We start from the raw sequence: 21,576 nt of genomic DNA, 5'->3' as shown, positions 1-21,576 counted from the left end.
ATAATCAGGCGCTGTGATCGGAATCCGACTCTGCATCGTCCTTCCGCAGCGCTTCCTCGATATGATCGCGAAAACGCAGAACAACTGCGGGTGTCGGAGTTTCCGACGCTACTGTTTCGATCGCCGATCCCAGCCGGTTGATGATGTTCGTACGCGCAAGCCAAGAGTTGCGACCAGCTTCCGGCATGCCCCAGCAAAGATGCGTCAGCAGGCGACCAGTCGCGCCAAATGTGAGCCAGGCATACATCTCGGGAGTCAGATCAGGGCGAATTGGAACCACGACCGGATCTCGCATGAACAAGTCCGGCTGGTTGCTCAAGCGCTGGTCTTGACGCGTCGGCGTCTCGTCCGGAAACGCGATAGGGTTGTCGGTGCGGCAGATATGAGCGCGGTAAGCTCCGGAGCGCAACTCAACCCAGTGACCGCCGCCAAGCGGCATTCTGGTCATTTCGGAGGCAAAGGGGAGATTGCCGACCTGACAGCCTTCATGGACACTGAAGAGGACGGCGGCGCGGCGGATATGGCCACGGATGTCGCCGCCGATCAGAGATGCGAGAAAGGACTCGTGATCCATTACGTCACTCGCAAGGATAATTGCCTGCGATACGATTCGAACGAGTGCGGCATCCGTGTTGGGCGGGAAGGCCTCGTCCAGTTGGTCCTGAAAAATAGCCATGCCTTGCGCCTCAAAATGTTCTGCAAGTGGATTACCGATTTATCGATCTCACGTCAAGTAAATTCTCAAATATGATATGCGAGCAGAGGCTGCGTCTCATTTCCACATCATCGGGCGGCGCCTTCGGGTCCACTCGTAAATGCACCCACGTATCGCCCAACTTTCAATCCAATGGGCGCGCCAGCCTCTTTAAATGCCCCCCGTCAGCCTATTGCAATGTGCCGGAACTATTTAGGGGACCTCTGATTAAGTCCAAAAACCGCCAAAAATCGTGAGTCAAAACAACGGCGTGATTCTCGCGAAAGGGACTTAATCAGAGGTTCCTTAGGTGCTAGTTCGCTTCAAAGCATGCGGTGGGCGGGTTGCGTCGAGAAGCTGCCGTCGATGGCTAGGCCAAAGAGCACCGACTCTGTTCGGTTGCCGGCGTTCTGAGGCAGGATCGCTCCAACGTGACGGTCCTGCTCTCCGTCGATCACGAAAATATCAGCACCTCTACATCCTCATCGACCGCCGGTTCGAAGGCTATGCGGAATGGGTACGGCGCATTATGGGTTCGCGCGACAATTAAGGGACCAAACTGGGGCGAGTGGATGCGGGCCGCGACCCGCTCGGTATTCTCCCGCGTGCACCGTCGTTGGCATGGGCTTCGGCGCCGACGGCGTGAACGCCGCGGTGGAGCCGTTCCGGAGTGGATTGACCTCGAACCTCGGCTTCGACCTGCTCGCGACCCTCAAAGTCTCTGATGGCAGGGCCGGTGGGCGCCACGCGCCCGCCGGCTCGCCTCGCGCGAGGTGATCGCATGGCGCGACTTGAAATTTATCCGGAAACTCCGTACTTTCCGGATAGGAGAATCGCCATGACCCATTCTGTCAGTTCCGTCGAGGCCTCGAAGTCATTCGGCCGCATCAGCCGCCAAGCGCTCGAAGCCCCCCTCACCATCACTCATCATGGCCATGATAGCCTGGTCCTCATGTCGCACGCCGAATATCGGCGGCTCAAGAGCCGCGATCGCGAGATCCTAACGCTCAGCGATTTCACCGACGAGGACCGCGCCGCCATTGCCGCCGCGCGCATCCCCTCCGAGGCCGCCCAGTTCGATGATGAGACCCGGGATCACTGATGCCGCTTCCAGTCCCGGTACCCGGTCTCGTAATTCGTTACTCGTTTCTCTGGAGCCATGAAGCCAAGGCTGGCGTCGAAGACGGCAGTAAGGATCGGCCGTGCGCCGTCCTGCTCACAACGGCGACCAAGGATGGCCAGCAATTCGTGACCGCACTGCCGATTACGCACACCCCTCCGGTTGACGACCGCTTCGCAGTGGAGATCCCGATCCGTACCAAAGCGCGTCTCGGGCTCGATGACGCGCGTTCCTGGATTGTCCTCACCGAGGCCAACCGCTTCCAGTGGCCGGGCCCCGACCTGCGGCCCGTGCCCGGAGACAAGGACGGCAATGTCGCCTACGGCATGCTGCCGGCCAGCCTCTACGATCTCGTGCGCACCAAGTGGCTCGCGGCCTTTGACGCGGGCCGCGCCGGCCAGGTCAAGCGCACCTCGTGACGGCCGGCGGACCACCAGACGAAGACGATCGCCATGACAGACCGAACACCGCTGCCCCATTCCTCGCTGACCCAGCCCCTCAACCGGCCACCCACCGTCTACCGGCCCAAGAGGATCGGCCGAAACGATCGCTGCTGGTGCGGGTCGGAGAAGAAGTTTAAGGCCTGTCATGACGGGCGTGAGCATATGCCGCCCTTCAATATCCATCAGGCGGCTGCCCATTACATCAAGGAGCTGCAGCGCCGCTACTGCTCCCATGCTAATGCCGCAGGCCAGCCCTGCGGCGGCCAGATTGTCAGGGCCCATACCGTCCAGAAGAGCGGCGGCCTCGAGGCGATCGCGCGCGACAGCCGGGTCTACTCGCTGACCACCACCATGCCCGAGATGGTAAAGAATCGCGGCAGGCTCGTACCGCGCCTTGTCGGCATCGGCCAGGCCTCGGTCTTCCCCGGCTTCTGCGCGGAGCACGACCGCGATCTCTTCCTGCCGATCGAAGGCAAGGACTGCGCTATCGGCGAGGCCGAGGCTCTGCTCTTCTCCTATCGTGCCGTGTGTTTCGAGGCTTATTCCAAGCGGGCGCAGCTTGCCGCCTCCGACATCCTCTTCCGGCTCGATGAAGGTTCGCCCGTCGAGGATCACGAGCTAGCGCAGAACATGGCGCGCAATGTGCAGCACAGCGCACGCCGGTCCGCAGCGGCGACCCATGCACGCAAGGAAGCCTATGAAGCGCGGCTCGCGGCGCAGGACTTTACCGGCTATTCGTATTCCTGGACCCGCTTCGACGGGCTGCTCCCCGTCGCTTGCTGCGGCACCTTCCTTCCGGACAATGACCTCACGGGCACGCTCCTCCAACGCATCGCCCATGGGACGCAGGCGTTCGAGCATGTGACGCTCAACATTACCTCCTTTGCCGGGCAATCGGTCATCGTCTTCGGGTGGACCGGCGACGAGGACGGCCCCGCCGCGCGGTTCGTGCAATCCTTTGACGCACTGGACGACCAGCTCAAGGCGGCAGCAGCCACGCGGCTCGCGCTCGAATATCTCGAGAACAGCTACATCTCGCCCGTCTGGTGGGAGGCCCTTGCCGAATCCGACCGGCGTGGCCTCATTAGCCATGACGCGGCCCGCAGCGTCTATCAGCGGCGGCCGGCGATTACGCGCGCTCTGGGGCAGCCGATCGCTACCGTCACCGCGTCCGTCGTCGCCAGGGGTGGTCGGGCCGCAGGCACGATCTAAGCCGACAGCCGTCATCTGTCGGCTCTCAATTCCTCGGGCCCATCGGGACCAGCGCCCTCCCTTCGCCTGTTCTTGACAATTGCGGGGAGACGAACCCGCCCCACAATCCCTTCAAGATGAAAGGCCGTAAGTGGTTCTGCATCGCCGGGATCTGGCGAAAAACGGATGAAGGTAAGGCCTTCACGATGCTCACGATGGCCCCGGGCGACGACATCAAGCCCTATCACAAGCGGCAGATTATACCGCTTTCTCGTGATCGCTGGGCCGATTGGCTCGACCCGAGCGTGCCGGCGAGCGAAGTCTTGCGAGTCATGTGACGCAGGTTTATCCGCCACTCGAGGTGCAACCTGCTTTGATCTGATTCCTAGCGGCCGTGGCATCGCTTGTATTTCAGCCCTGAGCCGCACGGGCAGCGTTCGTTCCGCCCGACTTTTTTGCGGGGTTCTATGGATGGCCTCACACCACTCCGCTGGTCGAAAAGGGCTTGGAGCGGGGCGGGTATATCCACACCACGTTGAGACGGACCGCCATTGCGTCGTACGTCTTCGATGATCTGCTTCTGATCTTGGAACGCCGCACGGTGCCCGGGAGCCATCGCCTGCTCATAGGGACCAAGGCGCCGCACCTCATTCGCTGCCGCCTGATGATCGCCGCAATAGGCGAGAACCACCGCGTAGAGCGCCCGGAGCTCAAGCACATCGGAAGTAAGGCCGATCGCCTGGATGACCGGGAAGATGTTGCGCTCAATTGTATAGCGAGCGGACTCGAAGTCATTCACCCAAACAAGCTCATCGACCAGGTCCATACCGACGCGGACGAACGATGAGTATGCCTGTGCGAGTTCGTAGAATTTCATCGCGTGGATACGCGCCATCGTGGAGCGCTGGCTCTTCCTACCGGCCGCCTGGGCGAGGAGGTCGAGCGTGTCCGCGAGATGTTTCAGCTGGTCGGTATTATCTCGTCCTTTTGGCAGAAGGGGCCGGAGTTGGGGAGGGTTGCGGCCCATGACATCGTCAGGCGTCAGGCCGAGAGCCTCATAATATTCTTCTACCAACTCGCCCGCTTCGGCGATCGCCGTCGTGTTGTCCCCCAGCTTGAAAAAGGCAAGCGCGCGGTTGTACCGGAAGACGCGCATATGCTCGGCCTTGGCTGGGACGCGCTCTTTGACGAGTTCCAGCATCTCGTCGACCCCTTCGGCGTCCCCGACCATCGACTTGAGCAGCATGCGCTTCATGCCCCAAGCAAGCCATTCGTCCTCACCAAGATCATGTTGGTCGAGAAGGGCCTTCATCGCATCGATACGGATTTCGCCTGTCTCGGTTTGCCCGGTTCGTAGGTCATTGAACACCAAGCCATCGAGCGCCCAGAGCCGGACTTCAGCATCAGCTGCCTCGTCAGCTGCGATCGCCAGAAGATAAGGTTCGATTTCAGGCCAGACGCCCATTTCGTGGAAAAGCTCGTCGGTCGCGAACTGGACAAGGATCATCGCGTCGCCCAGCTGGCCGAAAAGACGAATGAGAAGGTTGAGCTTCCCAATGCTCCAGTCCTCACGGATCGAGCGCATTATGATGCCGCGAAGCACCTCTCGAGCCTTTTTTTCAAGGTCAGGTCCGCGCGTGGTGAGCTCTGCCCTGCCAAGCATCCGCACCGCATCGTGTATCTTGAGCCCCGTCATGCCGAACAGTTCGAGCGCGCCGGTCGAGGGCAGAGAGCGCAGGCGCGCGGCCGCTCCTTTCATGTCGAGACCGCAAGCACCCTGCAACAGCTTGGTTGCCTCATCCTTGGAGAGGGCAACATCGGCGACACTGAGCACGGCAACGCTTTCCCGCACTTCGGTCGAAAAGCCTTCGAAGGATCTCCGCAGAATGATCTCCTGCGCCGTCTCGACAATGTGGGTCTGAGCTTCCACATCCTCGCAGAAGCTTTCTATCGATCCGTCATAGTCACGCGCGGCGACGGTAGCTGCGTTGAGCACATAGAAGGGTAGGCCGCCGGTCAAACGCGAGAGGCGTTGGCAGTCTGCAAAGTTCGCCACGCAGCCCGCATCATGCGTCGCGGCTGCAATCGTATCTTCATCCCACCCGCTGAGCACCTCCGCCTGGAAAGCGAACCGCGCCTCGAGCGCCGTAACATCCAAGCCCGGCTGGCAAAGGAGGAGCAGGCGCAAGTTAGGCGCGCGACTGACGATGGCCTGAATGTCTGTTGCCGGGATGCGGTGAGCATTGTCGATGACAACGTCGGCATGCAGGCCCTCTTTGCCGAGCGTGACGCTTAGGGTCCCCAGCATATCGAGGCCACTTGCGCCCGGCAGCAGAATTTCGCCGAGCTTACCCGTCGAGCGCCCGTACATCCTGCCTGCGACCTGGCGTGCAATGGAAGAGGCAAGCGCGGGGCCGGGCATCTCTACGACGTCGATATATGTGACGGGCAGGGCTGTATGTTGCGCCGCCTCCGCAACCCAGGCGGTCTTGCCGGCTCCCGAAAGCCCCACGATGATCCGGACAGGCTGTTCTGCCAGCAACGCCGGCTCGTTAATCTGCGCGCGATACACCGAAGGTGGCGCAGGCAGCTCTTGCATCTGGACGATCAGCTGCTCGAAGAGCTCAGGGAGCTCAGCTGATGAGAAGCTGTGGCCCTTCCGCGGTGGAGATCCCGCCGATGCCAACATAACCTGACTGGCGAGTTTCCATGTCAACGTTTCAGGCCGGAGCAGAGCAAACGGAAGCCGACCCGCAAGCTCAGAGCATTTCGAGACGGCATCAGCGAGATCGCGTGGCGGGCGAGGCAGGCACGCTTCCTTCGGTTCGGGGCCGTCTGACCAATGCAGTTCGACGTCCTTCGGCCAATCGGCGGATGCTAGCTGCTTTTCCAGCGGACCATTCGGCGCAGCATTCGAAGCGATCACAAAGCTCGGAACACCAGGGCGGTCGCCGTTGACGTGTTTTGCCCGAATGTCGTTAAATCGCTCCAGCGCGCCGGAAATGTCACCCGCAGCGAGCTTTCCAACACGCGTCTTTATCTGAACATATATCCGCCGATCGCGCAGCACGACCTCAACATCCTCGTCGCCTTCGACGACGATTTGTTGAACGCGGGCGGCTCCAGCTAAGAGCAGGCACATCGCGTTGTACAGGTGCTGGTAAAGGAAGCCGCGATGAACGGCCTCGATCCGAATCAGCTGCTTTTCATCAATGACCGCAGAGCCATCAACTGAGGAAAATTCGCCGCTGGAATTCGCGGCGTCTGCGTCTTTGGCCAAGCAAACCTCGCGATCGAACAGATGGTCTTTGGAGAGTAGCCGAAGATTCTGCTCGTGTCACAACCGCATGACAATGTCGTCTCTCGATATTTTGTTATCGAACTGCGATCTTGTCCAGCCCAGACCAGACCCTTCCGACTGACGCGCGCCAGACCTCCGGTAGCGGCAGGTTTCGGGAGTGGCTCATTTCTACAGCTACGACCGGGATGGAGCGCGTTGCGGCCCTCTGACTGTCGACCGTTTCTGAGCTGTAAACGGCAGCTTACTTGGATCTGTATCGCTGAAGCCAACATTCGCGAAAGTCCCAAGGCCGGTCGGTCGCTCCGCTGCGACAGCCGATGAACGGAAGGCAAGTTCCAGGGATCCGCTTCGGACCGTTGAGTGTCGCCCTTGTTGGCGACAGCGGACGGAGACGGCTTGGGTGTCAAGCGTAAGATTTTCACCACTAGCCGGCCGCAGGCGCCTCGACGGGCGCTGTATCCGGTAGCGTCGCTGCAGCGTCGACGGCCTTCGGTGCCCGGCTCCGTCTGGGCTTCGGTGCGGCCTTGGCCGCAATGGGCTTGGCGTCGCGACTCGCCGCCTTACGCTTGGCGTTCTTGGGCGCGACCGTCGCAGCTTCCGCCCGCGCAGCCTTTCCACGAGCGCGCCGAACGGGTTCGGATTTTGCCGGAGGAACCTCGACAGCAACCGGCGCTGCCGCTTCTACGACACTTGCCGGCGCAACTTCGGGTTCGGGCGCTGGAGGCGGCGACACGCCCTTGCGCTTTCCACCCAATCCAAGCCGCATCGCGACTTCGCGCCGCGCTGCGGAATAGCCCGGCGCGACCATCGGATAGTCCGTGGACAGGCCATAGCGCGCGCGATATTCGGCCGGCGTCAGTCCATGCGTCGAGAGATGACGCTTGAGCGCCTTGTATGGCTTCCCGTCGATCAGGCTCAGGATCTGGTCGGGCGAGGCAAGGCTTTCCTCCACCGTCACGGCCGGCCTGAAATCGGATGCGGGAGCGGGGACTTCGACCCCGTCTTCCTCGGTCTTCACTTCGGGCGCCGAGGCAGCGACTGGTGCGCCGCCCAGCAAGGCCCGTCGTGTGCCCTCGACGAGTGCAGGCAGTTCGCTGCTTGGGACGGTGTTGTTCGCAAAATAAGCGCTGAGTAGCGTCACGGTCAAAGACATGACGCCCGCTTCTTCGGTCTCGGCCATGCAACGTCCTTCTTCTGGCTGGAAATAGCGGTCTTGAACCGGGCTCACTTGCGCAAGCGTAAACGACAAGTGCCGAAATTCATCGCGCGAGTCAAAAAGGGAGGGGAGGAGGGCGGTCATGGTTGGCGTGGTTATTGGGCCGCGCAGTATCGTCCTGGAGAAGGCCCATGGCGGATCGGTTCCCGCGTAAATAGCCATCGACGGGCAAATCCCGCTCGCATGTATTTCCGAACTCATTCGGCAAGATCGCACTCGATCAGCTGCGGACCACGGCGGCGGCCCCTCCAGTTTCAACCCCGCTCATGCTCGGCGGCTTCGACCTTGGTCGGAGCCGCCCTTTTCGTTTCGAAAGGAAGTCACCATGCACGCATCTTCGCACATCGAGCTCCACAGCTTCACCGTCGAGATCGAATTCTCAAGCGGCGGTGAGCCCTATGCAACCGAGACCTACAAGGTCGAGGCCACCGACTGGTATCGCGCGCAGCGTGACGCGCTCGAGATGTCGGTCAGCAGTCCCTATGACAATGTTCGCATCCCCGACCTCACCCGCCGCGTGATCACGCGATAACCAACGGCGCAAGTGACGCGCACCGTGCGAGATTTCTCAACGCTCGGCGTGGGAAAGCTCAACCCATTCGAAAACGACTGCCCCTCCACCGGGCCCTCCGGCCACGGGAGGGAAGGGGGAGGGGTAATGGTGATCCGACCGAGGTTGCCGTCATCCCCACCAATTCGGTGACCTGACCGATATCGATCGCGCGACTTCGCCATCGACAGCTCGACCCGCAGCAGCCGCACACACGGCCCGGCACGACGGGGCCTGTCACATCCACGAGGAGATCAGCCATGGACGTACCGCAACCGACCTATCCCACCACGCTGCGACTCTCCAGGATCGTAAAGGGGGATAACCCCCGCCGCTATTTCGACCAGAAAAAGCATGATGATCTCGTAGCCTCGATCCGGCTGCGTGGCGTGCTCCAGCCCATCCTGCTTCGTCCGAAGGGCGACGTCTTCTCCATCGTCGCCGGCGAGCGCCGCTACCGGGCCGCGCTGGAAGCCTATGGTCCTGACGGTCACGTTCCTGTCGTCATCCGCGAAATGACCGATCAGGAAGCACTCGAAGCCGCGATCGCCGAGAATGACGACCGTGACGACCCTTCGGAAACCGAGCAGGCGGATGCCGCCGTCCGCTACCTCGCAGCGTGCCAGGGCGACCGTGCCGAAGCCGCAGGACGGCTCGGTTGGTCCCGGGCCAAGCTCGATCGCCGCCTGGCGCTCGCCGAGCTCAACGACTCCGTCAAGCTCGCACTCGATGAACGCCGGATCAAGATCGGGCATGCCGAGCTGCTCGCGGCCGTGCCCGGCGACAAGCAGGACAAGGCCCTCGAAACGATCCTGAGCGCCGGCCTCGACGTCGCCAAGACGCGCGAACTGCTCATGCGCGTCACGCAGAACCTTGGCAACGCCTGCTTCGATAAGACCGAATGCACCACCTGCCCGTTCAACTCGGGTGCGCAGCGCGTCCTCTTCGAAACCCATGTCGACGACGGGCACTGCACCAATCCGACATGCTTCGAGTTGAAGACCCAAACCGCCGAAATGATCCGTTTCGAGGAGCAGGAACGCGCCGAGAAGGCGGCAAGGGCCGCGGCTCCGCCTGCTCACGATAACGCTGATGATGACGAACAGGAGCCGTCCGTCGACGAAACCGCATCGGCGGGGGACTCCCGGCAACTGTCAGCCGACGATGCCCGATCCTCCGGCGGGAACGAGACGCGCGCATTCGCCCGTTCGCCCTCGGTCCCTTCCGCGAGCAGCACGTCGACCGCGCACAAGCAGACCGTCACGGCCCAATCGATCGCGCGACGCACCACCGACCTGCGCGAGGCGACATGGCGAACCGCGCTCGCGCGTGCGCTTGCCGGCAATTCTGGCCGCGCCCACACGACGATCCTCGTCGCCGCGATGTCCGGGACGCTCTCGCAGATCAAGGCCGAGACCCTGACCTCGCGCGCCGGCTTGCTGGTCGGCGCCTCCTTCCCGGACCTTGACTATGGCGCCAAGATCACCGCGATCCAGGCGCTGCCCGACCGCCAGGCGGAAGTCGTGCTTTCAATCATCGGCGCGGCCTACGCCAAGGATGTTCTCGCCTTCGGGCATGTCGCCGACCTCGCAAGGGTCTTCGAGGTCGACCTGCGCGACAGCTGGCAGGTCGATCAGGCGTTCCTCGAACGCTACACCAAGGACGAGCTCAAATTCATCGCCCAGGAATGCGGTCTGGTCGCTCATATTGGCGAGAAGGCCTTCGCCAGGCTCCTCACCTCCAAGAGGGTCGACCTCATCGCGGGCATGCTCAACCGAACCGGGTTCGATTGGGCCGGCCGTCTGCCGAGCGCCATGACGCTCGACGGCCAATATGGCCCGCCTCCGATCCGTGCCGTCCCGCCGGCCCAAGCGCCGATCCCCGAAATCGCTGCCTGACCCGCTCCCACGCTCTTCCAGGACAAGGACTGACCACCATGCTGATTGCAAGCCTGCTCCCGCTGCTCACCCGCTACTCGCTCGGCTTCGACCTCATCGCCGGCCCCGACGACACCGTCACCCTGACCGTCATTCCCCGCAAAGCGGAAGGCCCGGGTTCCAAGCTCGAATCCGGCGAAACCCGGCCGATCTCGATCACGGCGAGCGCTGCCGAGATCGATGCGGAACTCGCCAAGGGGCCGGACGGCGCGCTCGGGCAGCTCATCGCTTCGCGCAAGACGCTCGCCGACCAACTCGCCGAGCAACGGCAGGTGGCCGAAGACGCGAAGGCCGCCGCCGCGGAAGCCGCGAAGGCGAAGACCGCGCCGCCGCCGCCCAGGTCGACCGCGCACGCCGTCGCCACGAAACCTCCGGCCCCGAACAGTCCGCCGGCCAACGCAAAGCCGGACGAACATGACGTAATCGCGGGAGCGCCGGCCACGGGCCATGTGCACGAGATTAGTGGAAGGTTGGTTGCCCCCCGATAAGATGAAGAACGGGCTCACGATTTTGGACCGGGCCCAGCATCAAATGGAGGACAACCGTGGATCAGCATATAGGACTCGACGTCTCCTTAAAAGATACTTCGATATCGGTTCGTCAGGATGGCAAGCGCGTTTGGCGTGGCAAGTGTGCATCCGACCCAAAGTTGCTCGCAGAAATTATTCGCAAGCGCGCGCCGAATGCAAAGCGTGTGGTATTTGAGACCGGACCGTTGTCAGTCTGGTTCTACCATGCGCTCATAGCGGAAGGCTTGCCAGCGATCTGCATAGACGCGCGCCATGCCAAGGCTGCTCTGGATATGGCTGCCAACAAGACCGATGCGAACGACGCTGACGGTCTGGCGCACTTGGCTGAGGTCGGTTTTTATCGGGAGGTTCGCGTCAAAGGCTTCGACAGCATGTTGATGAGGACGCTGATTGCCGCCCGCCGCCAACTTATGAAGATGCGAGTGCAGATGTCGAACCAGATACGCGGGCTGATGAAGACGTTCGGGCTGGTCGTACCCAAAGGCGCCGGCAGCGTCTTTGAGCGCAACGTTCTGACGCTTCTGGAAGCCGAAGACGATTTGTCGCGCATCATTCTACCGCTCCTTAAAGCTTGGGGCGATATTCGGCTTCGCGTTGCGGAGTTGACCAAGCAGCTGGTCGCGATGGCGGGCACGGATCAACGCTGCCGCCTGCTCACTTCAGTGCCTGGTGTGGGAACGGTCACCGCCACGGCCTTTGCAGCAGCCGTAGAGGATCCGATCAACTTCAAGAACTCGCGCGCTGTAGGCGCCTGGGTCGGTCTAACCCCGAAGCGATATCAGTCGGGAGAGGTTGACTATGAAGGCCACATCTCGCGTCGCGGCGACGCAAAGTTACGCACCTTGTTGTACGAGGCGGCTTCGGTCATTTTGAACAGGTCGACGGAGACGAACACCTTGCGCACCTGGGCTCTGGCGCTGAAGGAACGGCTCGGTTTCAAACGAGCCGCCGTCGCCCTCGCGCGCAAACTGGCAGTCATCATGCATGCGATGTTGAAGTCGGGCGAGCTGTTTGATCCCAATGCTGGAGCCGCCGTGCCTACTTGATCTACATCGGCACACCTTCACCAGCACATCTAACGTTTCACTGATAGCGTCCTTTGAGGACGCGCCGAGCCGTCCCTGCCGGGACGCGGCTGAGATCATTCCGCGAAGCGGGAAGCAACTGCCCTCGTGAGCAGATTGCGTCACGAACATAGGAAGATCTTGCCTACGGAACACATCCTGCGGCGATCAACTTGCGTCGACCGCGTAGACGACCCTGTACCCGGCATACGCATGGCTTCAGTTATAAACGATTTGATTTGGCTGGCTTGACAAAGGGGCGATTAGACGACCCGCCAGCCTCTTCTGACGGACTTCGCTCAGCCTGCTCCACGATCACAAGCCCGAGAGACTAACCATGCAGATCAATCATCTCACCCGCACATATAGATATGACGGCATCGACCTTCCGGTCCCGCCGCACCTCGCGAACGACCCGGAAGGCCTGCGCGCCTATCATGCCACACTCTATCCGGCGATCCTCAACGCCGAGATCGCGGATGCCGGCGTATCGGGCACTGCCCACGTCACCGAATATCGCCGCGCGGTCGGCACCAAGGGCTGATCATGCCCCACGGCAAGCGCGCGGCCATCCCGGCAGCACCCCGCAAAACGCTCCTCCATTGGATCGAGTCCGACGATGGCGACACGACCGACTTCACCCCGCCTGCCTGCAGCACGCACGTCCAGGCCCTCCACGCTCGGCTTCTCCTCGACCCGGACAACCACTCGAGCGAAGCCGCCGGGCCGCTCGAACCCCCTCCGGGCCTCAGCCTCCCGCCCCTCGGCTGATCTCGCGGGACGATCCGTCGCGCTCTCCGACGATATTCCCGCCCTCTTCGACCATCCGCTGGGACCGCATCACAAGCTGATCGGCGGCTGGGTCGCGGCACGGGAAACGTCGGCGAGGCAATATACCCGCGCGCAGGCCCGTCGCCGCATCGAACAGGTCTTCGGTGCAGCGGTGCTTGAAATCCTCGCGCCGGTCGACCTCGCTGACTTCCGGATGACCGTCCTGAAGGGCGAGGACGGCGACCCGCCGGCGATCGCCATCGTCTGCGACAGCATGGGGCAGATGGACCTCGGGTGGATCGAGACCAGCGATGCGTCGATCTCCTGGCGCGCCGCTGCCTATCATGCGCTCGAGCAAAGCCTGGGCTGCGTGCTTCCGGTCTTCGGCTACCAGGACCTCTTCGACCAAATCGCCATGTACTATTGGGACGGAGAGACGGAAGACGAAGGCGCCCGTCAATCCCTGATCTACTACCATGGCGCGGACGAGGCCGACCTCGAGGAGCAGGCACTGCCGTCCACGATGAACGCCCGCCGCCCCGATTGGATGATCACGGCGAACGCCGCACCACCGGCGCAACTCCCTACCGGCCTGCAACAGAAGCTGCGGAGCCTCCACCATGCGCGGCGCGCCTTGAAGCGGCTGCAACCGGAACGCAATGCCTGGCACTTCGACATCGATCTCATCTACCAATACGTCCCCGGCTTCGAGGAATGCTCGTCATTGCCGCCGCTGACGCTCGTGCCCACAGAGCAGTTCGCGCCCCAACTCGACGATGTCGGCCGCCACGGCATGGAAATGGGCTTCATGGACATCGCGGGACTCTGCCCGCTGCCGGAAGCGGGTCGGATCGACGACTGGCTCACCTCATTGCGGCTTGGCGCGCAATTCCTGCTCGCCGCCCAGCATCTGATCCAACTGGATCCCACCAATCTGTGAGGCCGACATGCCCGACCATAGCACCCATTTCGAAGCGAGCGGTGGCGGCGTGGTGCTGACCAACGCCATCCTGCTCTACAGGCGCGACGCGCCCCGCAACATCAATTCCTACGGTGCGACCCGACGGGATGCGCCGGCCTTTGCCAGCATTCACGCGGTAGGGCACGATGATGAAGGCCAGCCGTCGATCGGCGCGGGAGCTCCGCTGACGCGCGCGCACTTGCGGCAATGGACCGAGGCGCTTGGTCGGACCGTCCTGCCCGAGATACTGCCAGCCAACGTGCTGGTTGCCCATCCCGACATGCTCGCATGGTGGATTCCGGCACAGGTGCGCTCAGCCTATTTCGCCCTGTCGAGCCCGCCCGCCGGCCTCAAGACCCTGTCCGAGCGAACGATCCTGCCGGTCCCGTACCCGGCGCATCTGTTTGTCGCCACCCGATCCGGTCTTGGCGTCTATGCTCTTCCGACAGACGAGCGCCCCACCGCCGACACCGAGCTGCTGCACTCGCCGGTCCTCAATGTCTACGTCGACGGGCGGCTTTGCTGGGGGAACATCCCGCAGCCGAAATCGCCGACGATCGCGTCCATCCCGGAATTCGAGCGCGCGGTATTCGACTCCTGGTCGACGCACCCCAATACGGGCCAGGAACTGACCGTCACCGGCAAGGGGGGACTTGTCAGGCTCTGGGACGATCTCGCCGCGCGACGTGCGGTCCGCTTTCCAGTCCGCCGTCTCAGGCCCTTCCGCGGCCGGCAAACCTCGCGGGCAGCTTCGGCCGAGCCGATGACGGTCGGGAAGCTTATTGCGAGCGCGCGGCGATGACCCTGCTGGCCGATGATCCGACAGCCGCCGCAGTGCTCTCCGCTGTACCCTGCTACCCGGTTCCGCCCCGCGGGCGATCGCCCGCCCTCGATGCGCTTCGCGCCGCACGCACCGGCCACGGTCTCGCCATCGGGAACGACGGTGTCATGCTCATCCTGCGCCGGGCCTGGCTCGCGCTCGATGTTTCTCTAACGCCGCCGATCTCCGCTTATCTCCCCTTATCTCCCCTATGGCAGTGCCGGCGAGCCAAGGGCCGATCTGCGGTGCGGCCTGATCCCGCGCGAGCATCTTGTGTCCATTCTCGAGCATTTCTATGCGGCCTTGCCTAACGAGGGCGCCGGGTTCGTGCTCTGGAACGAGGCGACCAAGGCCTTCTCGTTGCATTTCCCCGCCATCGACGAGGCAACGCCTTCGCGCCTCGTGTACCGCACGCCTGTCCTGGCGCCTGATTGGCATGTCGTCTGCGACATTCACAGCCACGGATCCGGTCGTGCATTCTTCAGCGCCACCGACGATGCCGACGACGCCGATGCCACGAAGATAGCGATCGTGATCGGCCGGCTCGACCACGCGGACGGTCTGGAAATGGCGTTGCGCCTCTGCGCCAACGGCTTGTTCCTGGCTGTCCCGCGCAGTCCTTTCTCAGGAGATGATGATGCAGCCTGACCACAAGGACCGCCACTATCTTCCCGCCGCCTTCGACAATCGCACCATAAGGATACTGCTCGCCGGCTGCGGAGGGAACGGCGCTCAGATGTTGATGGGTCTCGCCTCACTGGACACGGCACTGCGGGCGATCTCCTCCCGATCGCTCCATGTCACCGTGGTCGACGATGATACCGTCAGCGAAGCCAATCTCGGCCGCCAGCCCTTCTACCGGTGCGATCTAGGGAATTCGAAGGCGCGCACACTGACGGAAAGGATCAACCTCGCGCACGGGCTCTCCTGGGAGGCGGTTCATGGTCGCGCACCCGGCGCGATCGGTGTGGAAGACGCCGACATGCTCATCACCTGCGTCGACACCGCCTCGGCCCGTCGCACGATTGGTTCGGCGCTTGGCGCGAGGAAATCCATGCCCAGTTACTGGATGGATCTCGGAAATCGCGCGACCGACGGACAATATCTTATCGGCTGCCCGGGCCGTGCCAATGACAAGGCCGTCCGACGTCTTCCGACCGTGCTCGAATATTTCCCGGAACTCGCAGACGAAAGCTTGGCCGACGACAATGCCCCTTCCTGCTCGGTTGCCGAGGCGCTCGAGCGTCAATCGCTGTTCGTCAACCGCGTCCTGGCGAGCCACGCTCTCGCGCTTTTGTTCGATCTCCTCGGGCGCGGCTCCATCGGCCACGCTGGCGCCTTCCTCAACCTCGCCAGCGGGCAAGCCGTCCCGATCCCGCTGCCGCGAAGCGACTGAAGCAGCGCGCCTGACCACCCGCCTTCGCAGGCAAAGACATTTCCTATGTCCTCGATCCGGATTTCCCCATCCCGCGGTCGCGACGCACTGTGGACCTCAACGAGCTTTTGGAAGGAGGATGTGTATGACACACATTACCGGCAATGGCTGGACGCTCCATTACACGATCGGTCGCGAACTGGCTGCCGAGGTCGAGCCAGGCGACATGGTTCATTTGCCTGGCGGCCGTGGCGACTGGATCGTGCTCGGCGGCAGGGCGCCGCTGCGCGTCAATGACAGCGGCGGCGTGATCGTGCGTGATCCCGGCACCCGGACCATCGATGGGCAAGAGGCCCGGCCGGGAGCATTAGGCATGGTCTGGATCAGCGCTGCTGGCGGCTGGTCGGAGATACCGGCATGACCGAGAATTCCCCAACCGGCTACAGCGCCGACGCCGTGCAACAGCAAATCGAGCGCGATCGCCGGCGTCACCGGATCAGCAAAAAAGAAGAGCGGCTGATTCATGCGCTGCTGAAAGGCTCGGCGAGTAATCGACCGCCTCCGACTCAACCCTCACACAGCGATGAGGGCTGCGGCCCAATGGCCAAGAAACCCTGACCGCCGCTGCTTCACGCTTCTGTGGACGGAACACCGGGCGGAGAATGGCATGTTGGCGCTTCCGGTACGCCCCGCACCGTGATATATATCTTTGATACCTACCACAGGCATAGGAGGCGAACATGGAAATCGCCAAGATATTCAAGACCGGCCGCTCCCAGGCCGTGCGTTTACCCAAGGAGTTTCGCTTCGAGGGAGATCAGGTTCGCATTCGACGCGAAGGAGATGCCGTCATCCTCGAACCGATCTCGTCCGACTGGAACTGGCTCAAGGCGCTGGTTGGTCCGGTGGACGAAGATTTTGAGGCCGCGGTCAACGAGCCGCAGAAGTTCGAAATTCGCGACGCCATGGACCCTGACGCATGACGTTTTCGCTCGATGCCAACACAATCATCGCGCTGTTCAAGGGGAATAAGCAGATCTGGAAGAATCTCGAGCGGCACAGCACGCTCGATTGCGTCGTGTCGTCGATCGTCATGCACGAACTCTATTTCGGCGCGTTCAACAGCGCGCGGGTCAAGGAGAATCTGGATCGGATCGGTGCCTTGCGGTTCGAGGTCGTGGACTTCGCGCGCGCAGATAGCCGAACGGCCGGAGAGGTTCGAACGAACCTGGCCCGCATAGGTAAACCCATCGGGCCGCTCGATACCCTGATCGCGGGCCAGGCGCTTGCGCGCGGGTTCACCGTGATCACCCGCAATATCCGCGAGTTCTCCCGCGTCGAGGGGCTTTCTTTCGAGAATTGGGAAGACTGAGCCGCCGAAGAGCAGAGGGAGGGGAGGAAGAGGGCGGAAGGCAATCCACAAGGAGATTGCCATGCTCACCACCCGCACCCAGCGCTGGCGCGATCGACGCTGCCGCTGGATCCCGAACGCCACGGAAATCGATCCCAAGCACCTCGCCGTCGATGTCATCAGCACCAAACGCCAGGCGGCGCCCTTCGTGCAGGCGCATCACTATACGGCCTCTATGCCTGTCGCGCGCCTTTCGGTGGGCCTCTTCGCAAATGGCAAGGGCGGTCGTTCCGAGCTGGTCGGAGTGTGCGTCTTCTCGCACCCGGTCAACAACGCCAGCGTGCCCAAGAGCGCGGGTCTCACCGATCCACGGACGGCTTGCGATCTCGGGCGTCTCGTCATCGACGATTCCCAAGGCGGCAACGCCGAGACTTTCATGATCGCCCGAGCATTCCGGCTCCTGCGGCGCGAGAAGCCTGAAATCCTCTCGGTCATCTCCTACGCGGATCCCGTGCGACGCGTCGACGCCGATGGCCGACTGGTCCTGCCCGGGCATATCGGCCTCGTATATTGCGCGGCCGGGAGCCAATATTCTGGGAGATCGAGCCCGCGCACCGACTTGATCCTGCCTGACGGCCAGCCGAACTCCTCGCGCGCCATATCCAAGATACGCAACGCCGAGTGCGGCCAGCGCTATGCGATGGACGCGCTTCTCGAAGCGGGGGCGAGGCCTCCGCACTTCGGCGAGAACCGCGCGGATTGGCTCGCCGACCTTGAACGAACAGGGTTCCTGCGCAGGCGGCGCCACCCCGGCTGCCATACCTTTCTTTTTCCTCTCACGAAGGCAGCCCGGATCGCGGCCCGAAAGGTCCCGATCCTGCCTTACCCGGTACTCGATCGCGCCGCGACGCAAGGCGATGTCACCGCGTTGCCGCTGCTTCAGTTCGCAGCTTGAACAGCCGCGCAAAGGACTCCCGACATGATCGACATCTTCGATCCCGCCGACGCGGGATGCTGGATAGCGCGCGGCCGTCCGGCCCACCACGCTCGAGCGATAGCCGATGCCTGGAGATGCTTTCCCGATCTTCCGCACGACGCGCCGCTGGACGTCCGCATGGCGCGGACCCGCGAGCGCGTCCAGATGCTTGGTCCGCTCCACGAGACTATCCGACTGGAGACTGAGCAGCAGCGTAGGGCTGCGAACTTCGCCTTTGTCGAACGTCAGATCGCGCAGGGCAGCACAGACAGTCGCCATGTCGCCATTCTCCATGCTCGCAACATTCATGGCTATGACTGGGACGCCGCCGTTGCGTATGCCGATGGCCGCTATGCCGCGCGCGCCGGATGGGTGGCGCGGCCGCCGTCGTCGCCCCGTCCGGACCAACCGGATGTTCGCCGACCCGCTTACCATCAGGGCTTTCTGGATGGCGGCGGCCAACCCAACGACGTCTTCGACGTCGCCCGACGGTCCTTCGCGGCCACTCCGTCCGAGCCCATTCGCGCGGATACCCCGCGAGCCGCACGCCCGCTTCCCAGTCAATGGCCAAGCCCGAGCGACGTTCCTCCACCCGTTTCATGGCATCGGCGTCTGCTTCTGCTCGGCGAATCCGAAATCACGGCAGGGGCTATCGGTATCCTCGCGATGCTGCACCAACGGCCCGGATACGAAGCCGCGGCCCTTTTTGTGGTCAACGCCGAATCCGGGCTCCGCCCGCTATGGACATCGACGGGCCCGGCACCTGGCGATGGTGCTGCGCTTCGCCAGTTCCTGCGCCAAGGCGACTATACCGATATTCTGGTCGTTGCCGACGACGCGGAACTCGGCCGCATCGACGCTGATGCCGATATGCTGCCTCTCGCCCGAACAATGGAACGGACGCGCAATTCAGTGCTCCAGCAGCGCGCGCAGTTCCGCCATTGGCTCGCGCGCGGCCGCGCGCCCGGCGACCAATTTGCCGCCGGACACATCCGCTGGAGCAAGATGGCCGCTGGCCTTTCGGGGCGCCTCGGGGATTTCACCGCGCGTTACGGTGGCCCAGCGGAGCCTCGTGGCCACCGCATCGTCGTCGAGGACGCAAACGGTCAATTGGCGCTCGGTTACCGCACCGCGCTCGGCCGGGAACTCCAGCCCGAGATCGTCATCGGCAATAAGGGCCATGCCCGAAGCGCGATGGCCGACCTGCTACGCCAATATGCCGCTGCGCTTCGCCTGGGATGATCCGATCCGGTGCCAGCTAGCCATTTGATCGCTGACGCTCAGACGCAGCTGTGCTGGCCATGCCCAGCCGCTGCTCCGAGCACATCGAAATCCAAAGCAGTCCGATCCAGCCCCCGTGTCAGGCGGGAGCAAACCTACGGAGGTTATCATGGCCAATCGAGTACCCGCGTCCATCCGATTGGGTGGAACGCTCTCCGCAGCCGCCTATGACGAGTTGGCGGACATCATCCTCGCCGAGCGGCTGTCGGTCGAGTGGGATGGCGAACCCTTCGATCCGTCCCATCGCATGCCCGGCCAGCCACTCGACCTCTATGCTCACGGCGTCGTGGGTGGACAATTCGAGGACCTCGAAGCGCGATGCATCGAGCTGAACCTGCCTTTTATCCGCTCGTGCGACGGCTATCCCGGCGAGTGGAATCCCGAACGCGTCGTCTTCACCGGCGAGGGCGAGCCGGCTTCCTATCCGGCCGACGAAGGCGGCTACGTCGTGTTGAACCGGGGAACTGCCGAAAAGCTCGGCTCGCTCGAAGCGATCATCGCCTGGTTCGACGCTGCCGATTTTTGCCTGCCGCCCCTCATCGTCGAAGGCGATCCCGCCGACACGTCGCTCTCAGAAAGGAATCATCATGACAATACAACGCAAGGTGCTCGTCGTCATACGATCCAGCCATCTCCACACCGAGCTGGTCGAGATCACCGCCAAGGTGAACGTCATCGGCGACGCCATCAATCCCAGGGTCGAAGCCGACCTCGCCGCGATCGAACGCGAGACGCGCAAGGCCTTGCGTCGCCAGGAGCCTCTTCCCGGACAGACGGAGCCGGGTTTCGGTCCCTGGTACGACCCCGAACGCGCCTTCGAAGTCGACTTCGTGCTTTGCGCGCCCGTCGACGCGGCGATGAACCGGGGCCGGATCGTGCAGGTCGAACAGGTCGAGACCGAGACCGTCCAGCGCTGGGGCAAGGGAAGGGAGACGAACGATGCCTAGATACCAGGTCGACGTGAAGGCGTTCATCTCCGTGATCGTCGATGCGGAAGGCGCCGCCCAGGCGCAGGGTCGCGCCGACCGTTTCGTCGAATGGCTGTCCCCGACAATCGAGCAGATCGACGTTTACAGTTCCGACCACGAGCCGATCGACACCGACACCGGCCCGTTCGACGTCGATGGTGAAAGCAGCGTCGAGGAGATCGACGAATGAGCAAGCTTCATCATGTCCATGTCTATGCGACGATCAGGGTCAAGGTCGCGGTAACGGCGGAGGATCACACCGACGCAATGCGGCAAGCCGAAGGAATTGTCGGGACGGGGATATTCCCTGTCCGCCTGCTTCCCAATGCTGCCGCAGTGCTCGACGCAGAGCCTGCCGAGGAGATCACCGGTTTTCTGGTCGATGAAACGGACGATCCGGAGTTCGAGAAGAGCTGTTCCTATGACGCGGAATACAGGCCCCTCGGAGCGCAGGACGGTCCGCACTGACCGAAAGGAGGGGAGGAGGATGGGGAGGGGCGCTCCGTTTGCTGGAGCGGTCTGGAGCTTCCCCATGAAAATCGAGCTAAAGCACATCCAATATAGCGCCGCGCTGTCGCAAGAAACGGCTGCTTACACCGCTGAGATCTGGATCGACGGCGAGCTGGCCTTTCACGCCCGAAACCAGGGAACCGGCGGCGCTGATTTCTATCATCAGGTCGGCCGATGGACCGAAGGCGAAGTCGACGCCTGGCTCAAGGCCAACCGGTCACCGCGCTCTTTCGGCGACATGACCTTCGATCATGATCTCGAGGCCGAGATAAGCGACCTTCTTTCGCGCGCCGTCGAGGGCCGTCGGCTGAAGCGCTTGCTGCGCACCAATCTGGTCACGATCGAGAATGATCAGATCCTGCAATATCCGCTGCGGAAGCGGCCGCTTGCGACCATCGAGCGCGCAGTGCGCGCCACCAATCCCGACGCTGTCGTCGTCAACGACGCCGGCGATGAGGTGTTCGGGCGAGCCTTGGACCTTCTGCTCTCAAGCCACTGACACTCCAAATCGGAGATG

27 protein-coding genes and 1 pseudogene are annotated in these 21,576 nt (G+C 62.8%); 25 read left to right on the top strand and 3 right to left on the bottom strand.

From position 1 onward, the window contains the following. Positions 1 to 4: 4 nt before the first annotated feature. On the bottom strand, positions 5 to 676 hold the full coding sequence (locus sphantq_RS02025; RefSeq protein WP_272799460.1) for a hypothetical protein: 672 nt from the start codon (positions 674 to 676) through the stop codon (positions 5 to 7). 856 nt (positions 677 to 1,532) lie between these two features. On the opposite strand from sphantq_RS02025, the gene sphantq_RS02020 reads away from it, so the two are divergent. The 5 genes and pseudogenes from sphantq_RS02020 to sphantq_RS02005 all read left to right on the top strand — a co-directional run bounded on the left by sphantq_RS02020 (position 1,533) and on the right by sphantq_RS02005 (position 3,786). Then, on the top strand, positions 1,533 to 1,796 hold the full coding sequence (locus sphantq_RS02020; RefSeq protein WP_272799459.1) for a type II toxin-antitoxin system Phd/YefM family antitoxin: 264 nt from the start codon (positions 1,533 to 1,535) through the stop codon (positions 1,794 to 1,796). Further along, positions 1,796 to 2,233: a hypothetical protein gene (locus sphantq_RS02015; protein ID WP_272799458.1), complete on the top strand. Its 438-nt coding sequence runs from the start codon at positions 1,796 to 1,798 to the stop codon at positions 2,231 to 2,233. Before sphantq_RS02020 ends, sphantq_RS02015 begins: the two co-directional genes overlap by 1 nt. 33 nt (positions 2,234 to 2,266) lie before the next feature. Then, positions 2,267 to 2,383 (top strand): annotated as a pseudogene (locus sphantq_RS24360) (hypothetical protein); the annotation flags it as partial. A 36-nt stretch (positions 2,384 to 2,419) separates the two neighbouring features. After that, the gene (locus tag sphantq_RS02010; RefSeq protein WP_272799457.1) at positions 2,420 to 3,469 is read left to right on the top strand and encodes a hypothetical protein; all 1,050 of its coding nucleotides are present in this window, start codon (positions 2,420 to 2,422) and stop codon (positions 3,467 to 3,469) included. A 116-nt stretch (positions 3,470 to 3,585) separates the two neighbouring features. Next, a complete protein-coding gene (locus sphantq_RS02005; RefSeq protein WP_272799456.1) occupies positions 3,586 to 3,786 on the top strand; it encodes an SOS response-associated peptidase family protein in 201 nt (66 codons plus the stop codon). Positions 3,787 to 3,833: 47 nt separating this feature from the next. Here the strand turns inward: sphantq_RS02005 and sphantq_RS02000 are convergent, their stop codons facing one another. Together sphantq_RS02000 and sphantq_RS01995 are read right to left on the bottom strand one after the other, a co-directional pair. Further along, the gene (locus sphantq_RS02000) at positions 3,834 to 6,728 is read right to left on the bottom strand and encodes an SEC-C metal-binding domain-containing protein (protein ID WP_272799455.1); all 2,895 of its coding nucleotides are present in this window, start codon (positions 6,726 to 6,728) and stop codon (positions 3,834 to 3,836) included. Positions 6,729 to 7,173: 445 nt separating this feature from the next. After that, entirely contained in the window at positions 7,174 to 7,929 is a 756-nt protein-coding gene (locus sphantq_RS01995) for a MucR family transcriptional regulator (RefSeq protein ID WP_048578457.1), read from the bottom strand. Positions 7,930 to 8,290: 361 nt separating this feature from the next. Here sphantq_RS01995 and sphantq_RS01990 point away from each other — a divergent pair, with 361 nt between their 5' ends. The 20 genes from sphantq_RS01990 to sphantq_RS01900 all read left to right on the top strand — a co-directional run bounded on the left by sphantq_RS01990 (position 8,291) and on the right by sphantq_RS01900 (position 21,558). Further along, entirely contained in the window at positions 8,291 to 8,497 is a 207-nt protein-coding gene (locus sphantq_RS01990) for a hypothetical protein (protein ID WP_043152484.1), read from the top strand. 278 nt (positions 8,498 to 8,775) lie between these two features. Beyond that, positions 8,776 to 10,413: a PRTRC system ParB family protein gene (locus sphantq_RS01985; protein WP_272799454.1), complete on the top strand. Its 1,638-nt coding sequence runs from the start codon at positions 8,776 to 8,778 to the stop codon at positions 10,411 to 10,413. 38 nt (positions 10,414 to 10,451) lie between these two features. Then, entirely contained in the window at positions 10,452 to 10,940 is a 489-nt protein-coding gene (locus sphantq_RS01980) for a PRTRC system protein E (protein WP_272799453.1), read from the top strand. 56 nt (positions 10,941 to 10,996) lie between these two features. After that, positions 10,997 to 12,028 (top strand): IS110 family transposase, encoded by a 1,032-nt coding sequence (locus sphantq_RS01975; RefSeq protein WP_272798661.1) that lies wholly within the window; start codon positions 10,997 to 10,999, stop codon positions 12,026 to 12,028. A gap of 355 nt (positions 12,029 to 12,383) precedes the next feature. Beyond that, positions 12,384 to 12,590, top strand: coding sequence for a PRTRC system protein C (locus tag sphantq_RS01970; RefSeq protein ID WP_272799452.1), 207 nt, complete (start codon positions 12,384 to 12,386; stop codon positions 12,588 to 12,590). 75 nt (positions 12,591 to 12,665) lie between these two features. Further along, positions 12,666 to 13,757: a hypothetical protein gene (locus sphantq_RS01965; protein WP_272799451.1), complete on the top strand. Its 1,092-nt coding sequence runs from the start codon at positions 12,666 to 12,668 to the stop codon at positions 13,755 to 13,757. Positions 13,758 to 13,764: 7 nt separating this feature from the next. Continuing rightward, complete coding sequence (locus sphantq_RS01960) at positions 13,765 to 14,580, top strand: PRTRC system protein B (protein WP_048578453.1); 816 nt, start codon at positions 13,765 to 13,767, stop codon at positions 14,578 to 14,580. Further along, a complete protein-coding gene (locus tag sphantq_RS24355; RefSeq protein ID WP_443021517.1) occupies positions 14,577 to 14,909 on the top strand; it encodes a DUF2016 domain-containing protein in 333 nt (110 codons plus the stop codon). Before sphantq_RS01960 ends, sphantq_RS24355 begins: the two co-directional genes overlap by 4 nt. Then, positions 14,791 to 15,246: a PRTRC system protein A gene (locus tag sphantq_RS01955; protein WP_336314447.1), complete on the top strand. Its 456-nt coding sequence runs from the start codon at positions 14,791 to 14,793 to the stop codon at positions 15,244 to 15,246. The genes sphantq_RS24355 and sphantq_RS01955 overlap by 119 nt, the downstream gene beginning before the upstream one ends. Further along, positions 15,236 to 15,994 (top strand): PRTRC system ThiF family protein, encoded by a 759-nt coding sequence (locus tag sphantq_RS01950; RefSeq protein ID WP_272800157.1) that lies wholly within the window; start codon positions 15,236 to 15,238, stop codon positions 15,992 to 15,994. The genes sphantq_RS01955 and sphantq_RS01950 overlap by 11 nt, the downstream gene beginning before the upstream one ends. A 124-nt stretch (positions 15,995 to 16,118) precedes the next feature. Continuing rightward, positions 16,119 to 16,394: a hypothetical protein gene (locus sphantq_RS01945; protein ID WP_272799450.1), complete on the top strand. Its 276-nt coding sequence runs from the start codon at positions 16,119 to 16,121 to the stop codon at positions 16,392 to 16,394. Next, a complete protein-coding gene (locus sphantq_RS01940; RefSeq protein ID WP_272799449.1) occupies positions 16,391 to 16,591 on the top strand; it encodes a hypothetical protein in 201 nt (66 codons plus the stop codon). Before sphantq_RS01945 ends, sphantq_RS01940 begins: the two co-directional genes overlap by 4 nt. Before the next feature lie 122 nt (positions 16,592 to 16,713). Then, complete coding sequence (locus sphantq_RS01935; protein ID WP_043152496.1) at positions 16,714 to 16,956, top strand: AbrB/MazE/SpoVT family DNA-binding domain-containing protein; 243 nt, start codon at positions 16,714 to 16,716, stop codon at positions 16,954 to 16,956. Then, complete coding sequence (locus sphantq_RS01930) at positions 16,953 to 17,345, top strand: type II toxin-antitoxin system VapC family toxin (RefSeq protein WP_272799448.1); 393 nt, start codon at positions 16,953 to 16,955, stop codon at positions 17,343 to 17,345. The genes sphantq_RS01935 and sphantq_RS01930 overlap by 4 nt, the downstream gene beginning before the upstream one ends. Positions 17,346 to 17,406: 61 nt before the next feature. Further along, entirely contained in the window at positions 17,407 to 18,279 is an 873-nt protein-coding gene (locus sphantq_RS01925) for a Mom family adenine methylcarbamoylation protein (protein ID WP_272799447.1), read from the top strand. Positions 18,280 to 18,303: 24 nt separating this feature from the next. Next, positions 18,304 to 19,542: a hypothetical protein gene (locus sphantq_RS01920; RefSeq protein WP_272799446.1), complete on the top strand. Its 1,239-nt coding sequence runs from the start codon at positions 18,304 to 18,306 to the stop codon at positions 19,540 to 19,542. 626 nt (positions 19,543 to 20,168) lie between these two features. Then, positions 20,169 to 20,528, top strand: coding sequence for a hypothetical protein (locus tag sphantq_RS01915; RefSeq protein WP_272799445.1), 360 nt, complete (start codon positions 20,169 to 20,171; stop codon positions 20,526 to 20,528). Beyond that, on the top strand, positions 20,521 to 20,739 hold the full coding sequence (locus sphantq_RS01910; protein ID WP_272799444.1) for a hypothetical protein: 219 nt from the start codon (positions 20,521 to 20,523) through the stop codon (positions 20,737 to 20,739). Before sphantq_RS01915 ends, sphantq_RS01910 begins: the two co-directional genes overlap by 8 nt. Beyond that, a complete protein-coding gene (locus tag sphantq_RS01905; RefSeq protein ID WP_043152504.1) occupies positions 20,736 to 21,017 on the top strand; it encodes a hypothetical protein in 282 nt (93 codons plus the stop codon). The genes sphantq_RS01910 and sphantq_RS01905 overlap by 4 nt, the downstream gene beginning before the upstream one ends. 19 nt (positions 21,018 to 21,036) lie before the next feature. Next, positions 21,037 to 21,558 (top strand): hypothetical protein, encoded by a 522-nt coding sequence (locus sphantq_RS01900; protein ID WP_272799443.1) that lies wholly within the window; start codon positions 21,037 to 21,039, stop codon positions 21,556 to 21,558. The last annotated feature ends 18 nt before the right edge of the window (positions 21,559 to 21,576 follow it).

The sequence above is a fragment of the Sphingobium sp. AntQ-1 genome, from assembly GCF_028538045.1.
Lineage (GTDB): Bacteria > Pseudomonadota > Alphaproteobacteria > Sphingomonadales > Sphingomonadaceae > Sphingobium > Sphingobium cupriresistens.
The sequence above is the reverse complement of the archived record's forward strand: the minus strand, read 5'-3'. Positions and strand labels throughout refer to the sequence as shown.